This is a genomic window from Desulfovibrio sp. UIB00, assembly GCF_022508225.1.
Classification (GTDB): Bacteria; Desulfobacterota; Desulfovibrionia; order Desulfovibrionales; family Desulfovibrionaceae; genus Desulfovibrio.
On the sequence record NZ_JAETXJ010000005.1, the window covers coordinates 188,399 to 203,859 of the forward strand.

At 54.4% G+C, this 15,461-nt stretch carries 13 protein-coding genes; 7 read left to right on the top strand and 6 right to left on the bottom strand.

Features of this window, described 5'->3' with window-relative positions:
- The first annotated feature begins 64 nt into the window (after positions 1-64).
- Genes JMF94_RS10040 through rfbC form a run of 4 tightly spaced genes read left to right on the top strand, consistent with a single transcriptional unit; the run spans position 65 to position 3,912 of the window.
- Positions 65-1,375, top strand: a complete 1,311-nt coding sequence (locus JMF94_RS10040) for a nucleotide sugar dehydrogenase (RefSeq protein WP_240824961.1) — start codon at positions 65-67, stop codon at positions 1,373-1,375.
- Positions 1,376-1,388: 13 nt separating this feature from the next.
- Positions 1,389-2,468 carry a dTDP-glucose 4,6-dehydratase gene (gene rfbB / locus JMF94_RS10045; RefSeq protein WP_240825015.1) on the top strand — a complete coding sequence of 360 codons (1,080 nt, stop codon included), beginning with the start codon at positions 1,389-1,391 and terminating at the stop codon, positions 2,466-2,468.
- A 14-nt stretch (positions 2,469-2,482) separates the two neighbouring features.
- Entirely contained in the window at positions 2,483-3,376 is an 894-nt protein-coding gene (gene rfbA, locus JMF94_RS10050; RefSeq protein ID WP_240824962.1) for a glucose-1-phosphate thymidylyltransferase RfbA, read from the top strand.
- Positions 3,367-3,912, top strand: coding sequence for a dTDP-4-dehydrorhamnose 3,5-epimerase (gene rfbC / locus JMF94_RS10055; protein ID WP_240824963.1), 546 nt, complete (start codon positions 3,367-3,369; stop codon positions 3,910-3,912). The genes rfbA and rfbC overlap by 10 nt, the downstream gene beginning before the upstream one ends.
- 70 nt (positions 3,913-3,982) lie before the next feature.
- Here the strand turns inward: rfbC and rfaD are convergent, their stop codons facing one another.
- Complete coding sequence (gene rfaD, locus JMF94_RS10060; protein ID WP_240824964.1) at positions 3,983-4,969, bottom strand: ADP-glyceromanno-heptose 6-epimerase; 987 nt, start codon at positions 4,967-4,969, stop codon at positions 3,983-3,985.
- A gap of 292 nt (positions 4,970-5,261) precedes the next feature.
- On the opposite strand from rfaD, the gene JMF94_RS10065 reads away from it, so the two are divergent.
- Positions 5,262-9,302: a transporter substrate-binding domain-containing protein gene (locus JMF94_RS10065; protein ID WP_240824965.1), complete on the top strand. Its 4,041-nt coding sequence runs from the start codon at positions 5,262-5,264 to the stop codon at positions 9,300-9,302.
- A 91-nt stretch (positions 9,303-9,393) separates the two neighbouring features.
- Here the strand turns inward: JMF94_RS10065 and JMF94_RS10070 are convergent, their stop codons facing one another.
- Complete coding sequence (locus tag JMF94_RS10070; RefSeq protein WP_240824966.1) at positions 9,394-10,095, bottom strand: LrgB family protein; 702 nt, start codon at positions 10,093-10,095, stop codon at positions 9,394-9,396.
- A complete protein-coding gene (locus JMF94_RS10075; RefSeq protein ID WP_240824967.1) occupies positions 10,083-10,475 on the bottom strand; it encodes a CidA/LrgA family protein in 393 nt (130 codons plus the stop codon). The genes JMF94_RS10070 and JMF94_RS10075 overlap by 13 nt, the downstream gene beginning before the upstream one ends.
- A gap of 174 nt (positions 10,476-10,649) precedes the next feature.
- Between JMF94_RS10075 and JMF94_RS10080 the strand changes: the two genes are divergently transcribed.
- Positions 10,650-11,537 (top strand): LysR family transcriptional regulator, encoded by an 888-nt coding sequence (locus JMF94_RS10080; protein WP_240824968.1) that lies wholly within the window; start codon positions 10,650-10,652, stop codon positions 11,535-11,537.
- Between the two features lie 126 nt (positions 11,538-11,663).
- On the opposite strand, the gene JMF94_RS10085 is transcribed toward JMF94_RS10080, so the two are convergent.
- Positions 11,664-13,583 carry a diguanylate cyclase gene (locus JMF94_RS10085; protein WP_240824969.1) on the bottom strand — a complete coding sequence of 640 codons (1,920 nt, stop codon included), beginning with the start codon at positions 13,581-13,583 and terminating at the stop codon, positions 11,664-11,666.
- Between the two features lie 141 nt (positions 13,584-13,724).
- On the opposite strand from JMF94_RS10085, the gene JMF94_RS10090 reads away from it, so the two are divergent.
- Positions 13,725-13,898, top strand: a complete 174-nt coding sequence (locus JMF94_RS10090) for a hypothetical protein (protein WP_240824970.1) — start codon at positions 13,725-13,727, stop codon at positions 13,896-13,898.
- Here the strand turns inward: JMF94_RS10090 and JMF94_RS10095 are convergent.
- Together JMF94_RS10095 and JMF94_RS10100 are read right to left on the bottom strand one after the other, a co-directional pair.
- Entirely contained in the window at positions 13,895-14,581 is a 687-nt protein-coding gene (locus JMF94_RS10095; protein WP_240824971.1) for a CBS and ACT domain-containing protein, read from the bottom strand. The genes JMF94_RS10090 and JMF94_RS10095 overlap by 4 nt on opposite strands.
- A gap of 96 nt (positions 14,582-14,677) precedes the next feature.
- Positions 14,678-15,460: a fumarate reductase iron-sulfur subunit gene (locus JMF94_RS10100; RefSeq protein WP_192113719.1), complete on the bottom strand. Its 783-nt coding sequence runs from the start codon at positions 15,458-15,460 to the stop codon at positions 14,678-14,680.
- Between the last annotated feature and the right edge of the window lies 1 nt (position 15,461).

The window sequence follows — 15,461 nt, forward strand, 5'->3', positions numbered from 1 at the left end:
ACTTCACACAAGATTGCGTCTGTGGTTCCGTTAGAAGGAATCCAGTAGTATTGAGGACAATCAGATGGTTTCATTTGAAGACCTGTTGGCAAAGAAATCTTCCGTGGCAGTGGTTGGTCTGGGGTATGTTGGCTTGCCTCTGGCTGTTGCCCTTTCCCATCACTTTGATGTCATTGGCTTTGATATCAACGTGGCGCGGGTAGATGCACTCAACAAGGGGCACGATGCCACCAATGAGGTTGACGATGCTTCCCTTGCCGCCAGCACGGCCCGTTTTACCAGCGATGCTGGCGAGCTTGCCAAGGCTGGCGTGATCATTGTGGCTGTGCCTACCCCGGTAGACAGCCACCGACAGCCCGATCTTACGCCTGTGGTGGGTGCAAGCCGCACTGTTGGTCGTCATATGCCCAAGGGCTGCGTGGTGTGCTATGAGTCTACGGTGTACCCTGGCGTTACCGAGGACGAATGCATCCCTCTGCTGGAAAAAGAATCCGGCATGCGCTTTCCTGCGGATTTTACCGTGGGGTATTCGCCCGAGCGCATAAATCCCGGCGACAAGGTTCACCGGCTTGAAACCATCCGCAAGGTTGTTTCCGGCTCAGACGCTCCTACCGCAGACCTGCTGGTTAAGGTCTATGGCGCGGTGGTGACGGCGGGCATCCACAGGGCCTCGTGTATCAAGGTGGCCGAGGCCGCCAAGGTTATTGAAAACACGCAGCGTGATATCAACATCGCCCTGATGAACGAACTGGCCCTTATTTTCAACCGCATGGGCATCGATACGCTGGAAGTGCTTGAAGCCGCCGGCAGCAAGTGGAACTTCCTGCCGTTCCGTCCGGGTCTTGTGGGCGGGCACTGCATTGGCGTGGACCCCTATTACCTGACCTACAAGGCCGAAGAAATCGGCTGCCACCCCGAGGTTATCCTTGCGGGCCGCCGCATCAACGATGGCATGGGCAAGTATGTGGCAGAAATTTGCGTCAAGCGCCTCATCAATGCGGACAAGCACGTCAAGGGCGCGCGCGTGGGCCTGCTGGGCTTTACGTTCAAGGAAAATGTGCCTGACATACGCAATACCCGCGTGGTGGACATCATCGCAGAGCTGAAGGAATACGGCATCACGGCTCTGGTGCATGATCCCGAAGCTGATGCTGCGGAAGCCCATCACGAATACGGGCAAACACTGTTGCCTCTGAGCGATCTTAAAAATCTGGATGTCCTTATCCTGGCCGTATCACACGAGAGTTTCCGCCAGCTTGATCATGCGGCCATACGCGCCATGTTTGCTGGCGATGCAGTCACGCTTATGGATATCAAGGGCTTCTGGAACAAGCAGGAAATGCTTGCTGCCGGGTTTGATCTCTGGAGGCTGTAATTTGAACGCGCGCATGCCCTGTCAGCTGGTTACTGGTGGTTCAGGCTTTATCGGGTCCTGCTACGTTCTTCAGGCCCGACGGCAGGGTGTGCGCGTCATCAACCTCGACAAACTGACGTACGCTGGCAATCCCGCCAATGTTGAAGCGTTGAAAGACGATCCGGATTACGTCTTTGTGCGCGGCGACATTGGCAATGCCGAGCTGGTTGCCTGGCTGCTGGAAACCTTCCAGCCCGATGGCATCGTGAATTTTGCTGCGGAAAGCCACGTTGACCGTTCCATTATCGACCCCGATGCTTTTGTGCGCACCAATGTACTGGGTACGGCCACGCTGCTGAGAATGGCTGCCCAATGGTGGCGCGCGCTGCCTGCGGAGCGCGCTTCAGCCTTTCGTTTTCTGCACGTGTCCACAGATGAAGTCTATGGTGCGTTGCAACCGGGCGATCCGTCTTTTACAGAGGCGACCCCCTACTGCCCAAACAGCCCATATTCTGCTTCCAAGGCCGCCAGCGACCACATGGCGCGCGCCTTTCACGAAACCTACGGTCTCCCGGTGCTGCTCACCAATTGTTCCAACAATTACGGGCCGCGCCAGTTCCCTGAAAAACTCATTCCCCTGATGATTTGCAATGCCCTTGATGGCAAACCTTTGCCTGTCTACGGCAAGGGGGCCAATATTCGCGACTGGCTGCATGTAGAGGACCATTGCGCTGCCATAGCCCGAGTGCTTGAAGCGGGCAGGGTGGGGCGGTGTTACAACATCGGCGGGCATGCGGAAAAGACCAACCTTGAGGTTGTGCAGACCGTGTGCGCCATCCTTGACCAATTGGTTCCTTTGGCTCGCGGGCCTTATGCCGATCAAATCGAATATGTGGCCGACAGACCTGGGCATGATTTTCGGTACGCCATAGACTGCAGCCGAATAGAAGCGGAACTTGGCTGGAAGCCGACCCACAAGTTTGATTCCGGACTGCGTGAAACCGTCCGCTGGTATCTTGAAAATATTGCGTGGGTTGAAAATGTCCGCAGCGGCGCTTATAGGGAATGGATTGCGGTCAACTACGCCCATCGCACTTGCGGTGGGGCCAACTGAAAGAAGGGGGCGGCATGAACGGCTGGAAAGGCATTGTTCTTGCGGGAGGCTCTGGCTCGCGCCTGCACCCATTGACTCTGAGCGTGAGCAAGCAGCTCATGCCCATCTATGACAAACCCATGATTTACTACCCGTTGTCTATTCTGATGATGGCGGGCATTCGGGATATCTGCTTTATTTCCACCCCTGAGCACCTGCCCCTTTACAAGGCTTTGCTGCACGACGGCTCGCAACTGGGCTGCAAGTTCAGCTACGTTGTGCAACCCCGCCCTGAGGGGTTGGCCCAGGCCTTTTTGTTGGCGGAAGATCACATTGCGGGGCATAATACCTGCCTGATTTTGGGTGATAATGTTTTCTTCGGTCATGGATTGCCAGCACTTACACACGCTGCCATGGCCCGCGAATCCGGAGCGACTATTTTTGGCTACCATGTGCGCGATCCTGAGCGTTACGGCGTTGTGGAATTTGACGATGCGCGGCAGGTAGTCAGCATTGAAGAAAAACCCGTCCTTCCAAAGTCCAACTTTGCGGTGACAGGCCTGTATTTTTATGACCAGAAGGTGCTGGATATCGCCCGCGCTGTGCGTCCCTCGGCCCGGGGCGAACTGGAAATCACAGATGTGAACAACGCCTATCTGCAACAGGGCGATCTGCATGTGGAGCTCATGGGGCGGGGCATTGCCTGGCTTGATACCGGTACGCATGATTCCCTCATGGATGCCGGTGCCTTTGTGCAGGCGGTAGAAAAACGCCAGGGACTCAAGGTGGCCTGCCTGGAGGAAATAGCCTGGCGTAACGGCTATATTGATGCGGACGCTGTGCGCGCACTGGCAAAGCCCATGGCCAAGACCGGCTACGGGCAATATCTTCTTGAACTTGTGGATGCGGGGATTGGGCTGTGGAAGTAGTTCAGACGCCTATTGCCGGGTTACTTTTGGTCAAACCCAAGGTGTGGGGTGACCAGCGCGGCTATTTTGTGGAAACATGGCAGCAGCAGCGCTACGCGGCGGCAGGCATTGATCAGCCTTTTGTGCAGGATAACCATTCCATGTCCGCCCGTGGCATACTGCGCGGTCTGCATTATCAGAAAACACGCCCTCAGGGTAAACTGGTCTATGTTTCGCTGGGCAGCGTATTTGATGTGGCTGTGGATATTCGGCGAGATTCCCCCACTTTCGGAAAGTGGTTCGGTGTAGAACTTTCACAGCAGAACCAGTGGCAGATGTGGGTACAGCCCGGCCTTGCACACGGTTTTGTAGTTACCAGCGAAATTGCTCATTTTCACTACAAGTGCACAGATTACTACTGTCCAGAGGACGAAGCGGCCATTCGCTGGAACGACCCGGCCCTCGGCATTGCCTGGCCCGTGGACGAACCTCTGCTTTCCGCCAAGGATCAAGCAGCTCCGTTGTGGGCTGAGGCTATGCAGGCCGCAGACCGCTGAATCAATCGCAACGGACTGCGGCATATCCTGATCAGAGTTTTACCCGCTTGGACACGTGAGCGGGTGCATTTCATTTGGCGGACATTTCAAGATAGGGATCGCTCTGGGCCATATAGTTGCCCACATAATCCGCAATGCCCTGTTCCAGCGACGCAAAGCTCATCGGGCAGTTTTTTTCCTGCATCCAGCTCATATCCGCCTGGGTGAAGTTTTGGTATTTCCCGCGCAAGGCTTCCGGCATGTCCATATACTCAATCTGGGGTTCTTTGCCCAATGCGGCAAATATGGCACAAGCCAGATCGTTCCAGCTTCGAGCCTTGCCCGTGCCCGCATTGAGGATGCCGTTGGCTGTCGGGTTTTCAAGCAGCCAGAGCATCAGCTCCACGCAATCCTTCACGTAGACAAAATCGCGCATCTGGCCGCCGTCGGCAAAATCCGGCATGTTTGATCTGAAGAGTCGCAAACGCCCCGTAGCGTTGATTTCATGAAAGGCCTTGCAGGCTACGCTGCGCATGTCGCCCTTGTGGTATTCATTGGGGCCGTAGACGTTGAAAAACTTGAGGCTGACCACGCTCTCTGTAAGTTTGTTATCCAGCAGCCACAAATCAAAAAGGTGTTTGGAGTAGCCATACATGTTCAGGGGCTTGAGGCGTCTGGTCGTTTCTGGTCTGTCAGAGAAACCCTGTGAGCCATCCCCGTAGGTAGCGGCTGACCCGGCATTGATAAAGCGCGCTCCGTGTTCCAGGGCAAATCTGCACAGTTCTACAGTATAGGCCGTGTTGTTGGCCATCAGAAAGTCTGCGTCTTTTTCTGTGGTGGAAGAACAGGCCCCCATGTGCACGATTGCCTCTACCTTGCCGCCCAGCGTGTTGTCGCGCAGCATTTCCAGAAATTCAGACCTGTGTACATAGCGGGCATATCGCCGGTTGACGAGATTTTTCCACTTTTCCGTTGAACCGAGGTTATCCACCACCAGTATGTCAGTTATGCCTGCCTGGTTCAGCCGCCAGAGCATGGCGCTGCCAATAAAACCTGCGCCACCAGTGATAATATACATACAAACCTCATTGATCCAGCATGTGGGCTCCTTGCGGAGCAAGGCGTAGAACCCGCGTCTGCGCTATCGCGCGCACCGATCATATCCCTGTCGGGCCAGACGCGTCAAAGTGTGCTCCGGGGGCCTGATCCGAGCAGATATTCATATGTGGTTGCGCGTATCTTTGCCCCTGCCCCCTTTTTGCAAAAAAAATTTTTGGCGATGGCAATGGCAAGGGGAGAATATTGCAATGCGGCTGTTACTGCTATAAGAAATTAAGTATAACTCCTGCAAGAGAACCAGCGAGGTAGACATGGTCAAATTTTTCCACACCGCATGCTGCTGCCTGCTTCTGCTGCTTCTCGCCTGTGCGAATCTTGCGCTGTGCGCGACGGATTCTTCCACGGCAGCCAGCGCAGACCCCATCACCATTGCCTGCATGAAGGATAACGAACCGCTGTCTTTTGTTTCAAAAACAGGAGAACCTGTTGGCCTGATGATTGATCTGTGGCGTCTGTGGGGCGAAAAAGTAGGCAGACCTGTGAAATTCATCATGGGCGACTGGCAGGATTCGCTTGATGCCCTCCATTCTGGGCGGGCCGACATCCACTTCAGCATGTACATCACTCCCGACAGGGCCCGCTGGGCAAAATTTGGCCCGGCCATTTCTCCCGGCATGGGGGGGCTTTTGCTCTCAACATCTGCCGGGCAAAAAATTACTGACCCAAGCCAGTTGGGGGATGCGACCATTGTTGTGCTTGAAGGCTCGTTGCAGGAAGATTACATGCGGGAGCACTTCCCCAAGGTTCAATTGGTGGTGGTGCGCAACGGGGCAGAAATGTTCATGTCGGTGGCCAATGGGCTGGCAGATGGCATTTCGAGCAACTTTCCTTCGGCTTATGGCACCATTGACCGGTTGGGCCTCAACAGCTTTTTTATGCCTCAGGCATTCCCCCTTTTTTCTCGCAACCTTCATCCGGCAGTGCTGCGTAACAGGGATGACCTTGCCCGGTTGATGGATGAAGGGCTTTCGCGCATATCCCGCGCTGAAATGGTGGCGCTTGAAGAAAGGTGGGTCCGTAATCCGGCGCACCGCGTTTGGGGCGACATGCCTCGCTCCCTGCTGCTCACCCCAGCGGAGAGGGAATGGCTGGCAAACCATCAGACCCTGCGTGTTGCCCTGGAGGATGATTGGCATCCCATTGAATTTATGGACAGCGAGGGCACATACAACGGCATTGGTATGAACCTCATGCAGGTTGTGGGGCGATACCTTAATGTTGCCATACAGCCTGTTTCTTCCAATGTGCTGAAAGAAACCACAGGCCCCCGCCGGGCGGACGTGGAGCCTTTTCTGGAAGGGACGCCGCCAGAGGGTGGCCCCTGGTTGTTTACCAATCCTTTTTTGCAGCTGCCGCTGGCGGTTGCAACGCTTGACTCCGAGCGTTTGGTCACGAGCCCTGGCGACCTTGCCGGCAAAAGTGTGGCAGTGCATGATCACGCAGGTCTTGCAGGGTATTTGCGCGCCCAGTTGCCGCGATCAAAAATCGTGGAGGTCTCCAGCCTGACTGCGGGGCTTTCTGCGGTGCAGGGTGGGCAGTTCGACGCTATGGTGGGCATTGCACTTTCTGTGGAATACGCGGTGGTGAACAAAAACCTGCGCGATCTGCGCGTGGGCCTGCTGCCGCAGTTGCAGTATTCCGCCCGGGTAGCCGTACGCTCAGACTGGCCCCAGCTTGTCGAAATCATGAATAAAACACTGGATAATATCCCCCATGAGCAGATGGCCGCGATCATAAAGCGCTGGGCCAATCTGCGTATTGAGCGCGCCATGAACTGGATGCTCGTCTTGCAGATCGGCGGGGTGGTGACAGTGTTTCTGGGCAGCCTGCTTGCGGTCATTTTGATCTGGAACCGCAAGCTCGCGCAGGAATCGGCAGAAAGGCAAAAAGCTCTGGAAGCGGCCAGAGCCAGTGCTTCAGCCCTGTGGCAGCGCAAGCAGCAATTGCGCAGCATTGTGGATAATCTGCCAAGTCTCATGATGCTTAAGGATTCGCAAGCCCGCTACATTATGGCGAACAAGTATTTTGAAACATTTACCGGCTATGCCGAATCCTACGTTGTGGGAAAGAACATAGCCGATCTGCTTTCCCCGGAGCATGCAGAACAGGGAATGCGCTTGGACAAACTGGTCATAGAAACCGGAAAAGTACATAAAACTGAAGAAGTCCGGTATGATGCAGTTGGAGAGGAACATATCCTGGATGTTGTGCGCGTTCCGCTGTTTGAGCCGGACGGCACAGTTTACGGCATGGTCTACATGGGGATAGACGTGACGGAACGCCGGGCCGCAGAACAGGCGCTGCGCCGCGCCCAAATGGAAATGTCGCAGATATTCAATGCCGCTGGCAGCGCCATGCGGGTTATTGACCGCAGCCTGATAGTCAAGGAAGTCAACGATACCTACGTAAACTGCTTTGGCTATTCACGTGAAGAAATGGTGGGCCGCTGGTGCGGCGAATACCCCAGTGGATCAGATTGCGGCTCTGATTGTGTGGGCAAGCGCATTCTTAACGGTGAGCCTCGGGCTGCCATCCGTCAGCAGCGGCAAAAAAAAGACGGGACATGGGTATTTTGCGATCTGGTTGCCACGCCATTTCTTTCGCCTGATGGCGAGCTTCTCGGCATTATCGAAGATTGCCGGGATATTACCGACCTTGTGGAAAGCCAGCAGGCGGCGGAACAGGCCAGCAGGGCCAAGAGCGAATTTCTTGCCAATATGAGCCATGAAATCCGTACCCCCATGAATGCCGTTGTGGGACTTACTCATTTGACCCTGCGCACGCCTCTTAATGCAACGCAGCGTAATTATTTGAAAAATATAGACAGCTCCGCAAAATCCCTTTTGCGGATCATTGACGACATCCTTGATTTTTCCAAGATTGAAGCTGGTCGCATGGACATGGAATATCTGGACTTTAACCTGGAAGAAGTCCTTCTTGGTCTCTCAAGTCTGGATACAACCAAATCCGGCGGGAAAAATATTGAGCTCTTGTTGCGCATCGATCGGGAGGTCCCCTTGTTTTTCAAGGGCGATCCTTTGCGGCTGGGGCAGGTACTGGTCAATCTTGTGGGCAATGCCATCAAATTTACCCCTTCGGGCGAGGTTGTGGTGCGCGTTGCGCTTGAGGAGCAAAAAGACCAGAAGGCGCAGTTGCGTTTTACCGTCACAGACACAGGCATTGGCATGGGGCAAGAGCAGCTGGACAAGCTGTTCCAGGAGTTTACCCAGGGGGATTCATCCACAACACGGCGTTTTGGCGGCACCGGCCTTGGCCTTTCCATCAGCAAGCGGATTGTGGAGATGATGGGGGGCGAAATAGGCGCAGATAGCGAACTGGGCAAGGGCAGCACGTTTTACTTTACCGTCAATCTGGACTTGCAGGAAAATCCCCAGCGAAAGCCAGTCCCGGCCATGAAAAACCTTTCCGAGCGCAGGGTGCTTGTTGTGGACGATTCCTTCTCAAGCCGTGAAATTCTCCGGCAAGAGCTGGAAGATATGGGGCTGCGGTCGGGCACGGCTGACTGCGGCGATGCCGCGCTGGAAGAACTGGTGCGCGCCGCCGAAAGCGGCGACCCCTATGATCTGGTGCTGATGGACTGGAAGATGCCCGGCAATAACGGCATTCAGGTGGTGCGGCTGCTGCGCGGCTGCCGTGAGCTGCCCTACATTCCTACCGTCATCATGGTTACGGCCTATGGGCGGGAAGAAATCATGGAAGAGGCTCAGGCCGAGGGCATCAGCCATTTTCTCATCAAGCCTGTCAGCCCTTCACTCTTGCAACACGCCATCCTGGATGTTTTTGGGCAGCGGGTAGCTGATGAAGATGCATCCGGCTTGCCCCAGGAATTGCGCATCCCTGCCAAATACAGAGGCCGCAGGGTGCTGCTTGCCGAAGATAACGAGGTTAATCAGCTGGTGGCCAGAGAATTGCTGGAATCATCAGGCTTTGTTGTGGACATTGCCATTTCCGGTCTTGAAGCGCTGCAAAAGGCGGAAGGCACTGACTACGCAATGGTGTTTATGGATATCCATATGCCGCTGATGGACGGCATCGAAGCTGCAAAACTGCTACGCGCCCAGGCGCGCTATGCCCATACGCCGATCATTGCTCTCACAGCCGACAGCATGGTGGGCGATCGGGAAAAAAGCCTTGCAGCGGGTATGAACGACCACCTTGCAAAACCCATTGATCCCTACCGCCTGATTGAAGTGGCAGTGCAGTGGCTGGAATGGGGAGCAGACCAGGTTGCCCAGGCTGGTGATTCAGGCCAATCCGGTCAGCCTGAATAAATCAGACAAACTGAAAATATTCTGTAAAAAGCTGATGCGGTCGGCAAGCCGACCGCATCACAAAAAAAGTTTGATCTCGTAATCGTACTGGCTACATCAACGGCAGCCGCTGTACTATCCAGACTGCCACAGGCGCCAGAGCCGCAGTAAGAATACCTGCCAGAATCATGGCCAGACCGCCCATTGCTCCCTGTTCCTGCCCTTCCTGCAATGCAACGGCTGTTCCCTGAGCATGCGAAATTGTGCCCATGGTCAGCCCCCGTGCAAAGGGATCCTTGATGCGTATGACATTCAGCCCCCACAAACCCAAGAGGGAGCCGAGCGTACCGGTAGCCACCACAAAGGCCGCAGTCAGGGACGGGATGCCGCCATACATGGAGGCCACCTCAACGGCAAAGGGGATGGAAACCCCCTTGGGGAGAATGGAAATTACCACGTCGTCCGGCAGGCCGCCCAGTTTGGCAATAACCCCGGCAGAGAGCATTGCTGCAAAGGCCCCCGCGCACACGCTTGCAAGAATGGGCAAGGCATTGCGCAGGAGCAGGTGGCGATAGCGGTACAAGGGCAGCGCAAGGCTGACCGTTGCCGGGCCAATGAGCAAGGTCATGATCTGTCGGGCTGGCTCATAGGTTTCATAGGGAACATCGCACAGCACCAGCACTGCGATGACTATGGCGGCGCTGCCAGCCACGATGTTGATGAGCGGATGCTTATAACGCATATACAGGCTGCGCACCAGCGCATATGCCAGCACGGTGCCCGCTGAGCACAAAAATGTGTTTATGATCTGCATGGTGCTTCTTCCTCTTTCTTTTCAGGCGTAGCGCGGCGCAGGGCCCGGGCCATAAAGCCCACAATCACCAGCGGCAGGGCTGTACTGCCCACAATGGCAGCCGCAAGCACCCATCCGTAATCATAAAAAACGCTCCCCCATTGCATCAGCCCTACCGCAATGGGCACAAAAAAGAACACAAGATGCTTCAGCAGAAATTCCGCCGCCATGCTGATGTGGCTTTCTTTCACAATACCGGTGAGCAGCAGAAAAAACAGTACGATTATGCCCAGCACGTTGCCGGGGATGGGAATTCCTGTCAGCCGTGTGAGTTGATCGCATCCCCAGAATATGGCTGTCAGAATTGCGGTCTGCCAAAGCAGCTTCCATGTTGCGCGCATAGGGTCTTCCTGATGTTCAAGGTTTCTGCCGCCTCCCGTTGCCATTGGCAGAAATTTGGCAAGTGAGGGTTTTTCCTGCCAACGACAACGGGCGGCTTGCGGCATACGCTATGAGATGATAGCCATCATGGCAAATGAATAAAAATGAAATAAACAGTCACAAATGGTGAACAAATGGAAGTGTCAGACCTGCGCACGTTCATGGCCGTCATGGAAACCGGCAGCATAAGCCACGCCGCCAAGGCTTTACACCGGGTGCCCTCGGGCGTTACCGCCCGCATTATGCTGATGGAAGAAGAACTGGGCATCCAGCTGTTTTTGCGGGAGAAAAAGCGCTTGCTGCCCACGGCAAGGGGACAGACGCTTTACACCTATGCCCGCCGGATAACCGCTCTGATGGATGAAGCCGAGCTGTGCGTGAAGGGCATGGAACCGGGCGGCAGGTTACGCATTGGCGCACTGGAAAGTGCTGCTGCGGCGCGTTTGCCCGAAGTTCTGGCCCGTCTGCATGCGGAATATCCCAGCATCGAGCTCGAACTTGTAATAGGTACCAGCAGCTCCCTGTACGGGGATATTCTTGAAAACAGGCTCGATGCGGTATTTGTGGTTGATGCGCCCACAGATGAACGGCTGGAGAGGATGGAGGCCTTTACTGAGCGGCTGGTGCTCATTGCCACCAGGGAGCATCCACCCATCCATACGCCGGACGACATAGGGCGTAAGGCCGTGTTGGCTTTTCAGGGAGGGTGCGCCTATCGGAACAGGCTGGTGAACTGGTTTCGGGCCTACGGGTGGGAACCGCAGCATATCGTTGAGCTGGCTTCGTACCACGCCATTGTGGGGGGCGTTATTGCGGGCATGGGGGTTGGCGTGGTTCCGGCATCGGTTCTTGAGCTGTGCCGCACCAACGGCATGCTTTCCGTGCACGCGCTCGAACACCCCCTGTGCAATGCCGTAACCGAGCTTGTGTGGCGTAAGGGCATGGCCTCTGCCAACGTGGCGGCTGTTTGTCGCTGTCTCACAAATTGTGAGCAAAAAACGGATGTTATTCCCGCAGGGTAGCTGTAGAGTCATCCACCCCTTGAGCATTGCCTCAAAATAGTCTGCGAACCGGCCAATGCACGTTGTCATCTGTGCAGTCTGAATTGCCCCCGAGCCGGCGTGTCTGCTGGGGGGGGCAGTTCTGGCTTATGCCAAGGACGCGGTTTCAAAAAATGTATACGTGTCCTTGCCTTTCTGCTTTGCGCGGTACAGGGCGGCATCTGCACTTGCATACAGCTCGCTGAAGTTTTTGCCATGCAGGGGAAAGAGCGCCACGCCCATGCTTGCGGCAAGGTGGTGTTGTCCTGCGCCTCCATATGTGGTGTGGCGGATGCGATTGCAGAGTTCTTCAAGCTTTGTGGTCAATGCCTCACTGTTATGCTGGCACGTAAGAACAATAAATTCATCACCGCCGATGCGGCCCACCAGATCACCGGGCGCAAAGGCCGCCCTCAGACTCTGGGCAAATTCCTGAATGATCCTGTCGCCCGCAACATGGCCCAGCGAGTCGTTGAGCTCCTTGAAGTTGTCTATATCAAGCATAATCATGGCAAGGGTGCCAGCATCGCACGGTTGCTCCGTCAGGCGTCTGTCAATAAGCGCTTCTGTGGTCATTTTGTTGTAAAGACCCGTCAAGCCGTCCTTTTGGGCCATATCCTGAAGGCTGAGTTCCTGCCTTTTGTCGTGGTCAATGTTCTGGCGGCAAATGACAATGTGGATGGAGTCATTCTCCGCCCAGCGCAAGATATAACCGGTTTCCCTGAACCAGATGTATTGGCCGTTGCTCTGCATGCACTGGAAATCGCAACTCAGCTTGTTGCGCTGCTCCTGCAGGGCTGCGCGTATGGATTCCGGGCTGAAGGTTTTCAGGTACAGGTTCACGTGCTCGGGCAAAATATGTTTTGCCACAATGGTTTGCAGCATGGTGCTGTATGATGTGTTTGGTTTGAGGCCCAACTGCTGCATAAACTTTTTGGTGCCCTCGCCGCAGGCAACATCGTTGGTTATGTCAAATTCAACAATGCTGTCATAAATATGCGACGTGGCATTTTGAAGTATGGCGTGGTACTTCAGTTCTTCAGCAATGGTGAGGGAGATTATCTTGTTTTTATATCTACGTATTATTGCTGTTACAATAAAAATGACAATTATCATTGTAAAACAAACAACAATAGCGCCGGTGTAGTATTTTGTTCTGATCTGTCTGATTATTTCAGAGGTGTTTTTGTCTGTAATGAGGAAAAGATCCGGGGCAGGAAGGTAGCGCGTGACAGCATAGCCATCTGTGCCATGACCAGAATACCACGTGTCAGAAATTTTTGTGCTGTTCTTCTTCAGGGTGTTTTTTACTGCGGCAAAGGTTTGCGCGGAATAAATATCTTCGGCAGACCTGCCCTGCGCGGATGAAGATATTTGGATGGCCCCATCAGCGTTCACAAGGTAGGATTTAACCGCAAATTGCTGCTCATACTTGATAAGCATGGCCTGAATGGAGGTTACAGTAAAGCCAACACCCACTATGCCCACGGTTTCATTATTCTTGTTTTTAACGGCGCAGTTTACAAATACCGTGATGGTGTCGTGCGCAGCTTTGTCATTATCAATATTGAGTGAAAATTCCTGATTGCTTGCAATAAATTCCCGTACCCATTTGTTCTCAGGATTAGAATGGTCAACAATGCGGTCAACACCAGAAAAATTGTAGTAACGGTCTGTCTGCATGGAGACAAGAAAAACGGAGTCGTAATTGTATTTTTTCCTGTAGGCAGCAAGGTATTCCCTGATGTTCAGCGTATATGCCGGGTTTTTCAGGTTTTCCTTTTCCTGCGAAAGAAAATTGATCAAAAAACTGTCGTGCGCCATTGTCAGTGAAATATGTATGGATTGGGCAAAAATGGCGTCAATCTGATACATCATGCCTTCTGAAGCCAGGCGCGTCACGCTTTCCGCTTCTTTTTTCAGGGTGTCCACATTGGAACGGTAGCCTATTACAGACGTGACAGAAAAGCCGATAACAATAATCAGGCAGATTATGAAATTGGTTCGGAAGGCGTAGTTCTTATGCATGGAACGTCCTGAAGCGTGAAGGCAGATATGTCTGCAACGAGTGATAAGACGGGATCCGGATGTGCCGAAAATGCATGCGCCCATGCTGGACGGGCAAGGCCTTTGCCCTGTGCGGGGCATGGCCCCTCCCTGCAACACGGAATGCCGTTTTGTATATCGTATTGCAGAAAGGAAGCCAAGGCATCTGCTTGGAAATATGCCGATGGGTACAAGAAAAACCGCCACGGCGCAGCAGCCGTGGCGGCTCGTTTACAGCTTGTTCGCGAGGCCTGCCCCGCAGCCAGCGTTCCCAGAGCCGGGCAGGGTGATACTTAGCCCAGATTCACGTTGGACTTAAGGTAAAATTCGTCATCGCGCGCCCAGTAACGCAGTCCGGGATGGTCGCGGAACTGCTCAAGTGCCATATTTTGCGACATGGCATCGGGGCCCTTGAAGCGTATCTTGACCTGTCGCATGCCATCGTTTGAAGCCGACGACAATACAGAAATAATGCTCATGCCATGCGCCTTCAGCCTGTCGAGCAGTTCGCGCAGGGTGCCGGGCTGATAGGGGACTACAAAGCCCACCTCAACGCCGGGTTGTTCTGCGCCGCTTATGTCGAGCAATGCCTTGAACACATCCCAGCCGGTGATGATGCCCACCAGTTTTTCCTCGTCATTCACCACGGGCAGGCAGGCAACGTGCCTGTCGATCATCCTTTTGGCAGCTTGTTCAATAGTGCTTTTGTACGTGATGGTAACAGGGTCGACCACCATGACATCCCTGACCTTGGTTTCGCTCATGATTTCCAGAAGCTCAATGATTTCGAGCCCAGTGGACTTGTTGGGAGCAAAACTGCGGACATCGGAAGACGAGATGAGCCCAACCACGACATTGTTGGCGTCAACCACAGGGAGTCGGTTTATTTTGTGTTCCTTGAACAGCTTCCGGCACTGGAGCAGGGTTGCGGTCGGCGGAATGGAAATTACCTTGGATTGCATCCAGTCGAGTATCAGCATGGCATCCTCCCTGATGGTAGTGCGAGGGTTGCCCCTCCCGTCTGGTGGGAATGGAATGGGCGGCTTACGCCAGCCCATTCCATGAGGCAAGCGTTGTTATTTGGAACAGCCGCATCCACAGCCCTGCAATTTGTTGCGTATAAACTCGGGCAAAATACCGCGCACAGATTCCATTGTCACCATGCGGCGCATGATGCCCAGTTGATCCTGAAGCGGCAGTTGTTTGGGGCAGACGTTGTCGCAGGCAAGTAACCCCATGCAGCCAAATACGCCGCTGTCATCGCCGATCAGTTCATAATAGTCCGCAGGGGTGCGGTTGTCGCGCGGGTCAATGTAGAAGCGTGCCATACGGTTGATGGCCGTTGCGCCAATAAAGTCCTCGCGCATGCGGGCCGTGCCGCAGGCCGCCACGCAGCAGCCGCACTCAATGCAGCGGTCAAGCTCGAATATCTGGGTGGCCAGCTCGTTGTCCATGCGCTCTTCTTGCGCCTTGGGGTCAAACTCTTTTGTGGTGTGTATCCACGATTCGATCTTGGCTCCCACATTGCGAAACCACGTACCCGTATCCACCGAGAGGTCGCCCAAAAGCTTGAACACCGGCAGGGGATGCAGGGTAATGTGGCTTGGCAGGTCGCTTGTCTGCGTGTGGCAGGCCAGACCGGGCCGTCCGTTGATGACCATGCCGCACGAACCGCAGATTCCGGCGCGGCAGCAAAAGTCAAACTGCAAGGAGGCGTCCTGCGTTTCGCGGATCATGTTCAGCGCAATAAACAGCGTCATGCTGTTGTGTTCTTCAAGCTGGAATGTCTGCATATGGGGATGCGAGAGCGGATCCAGCGGATTGTAACGGAAGATTTCAAACGTCAGATTGCGTCCCATA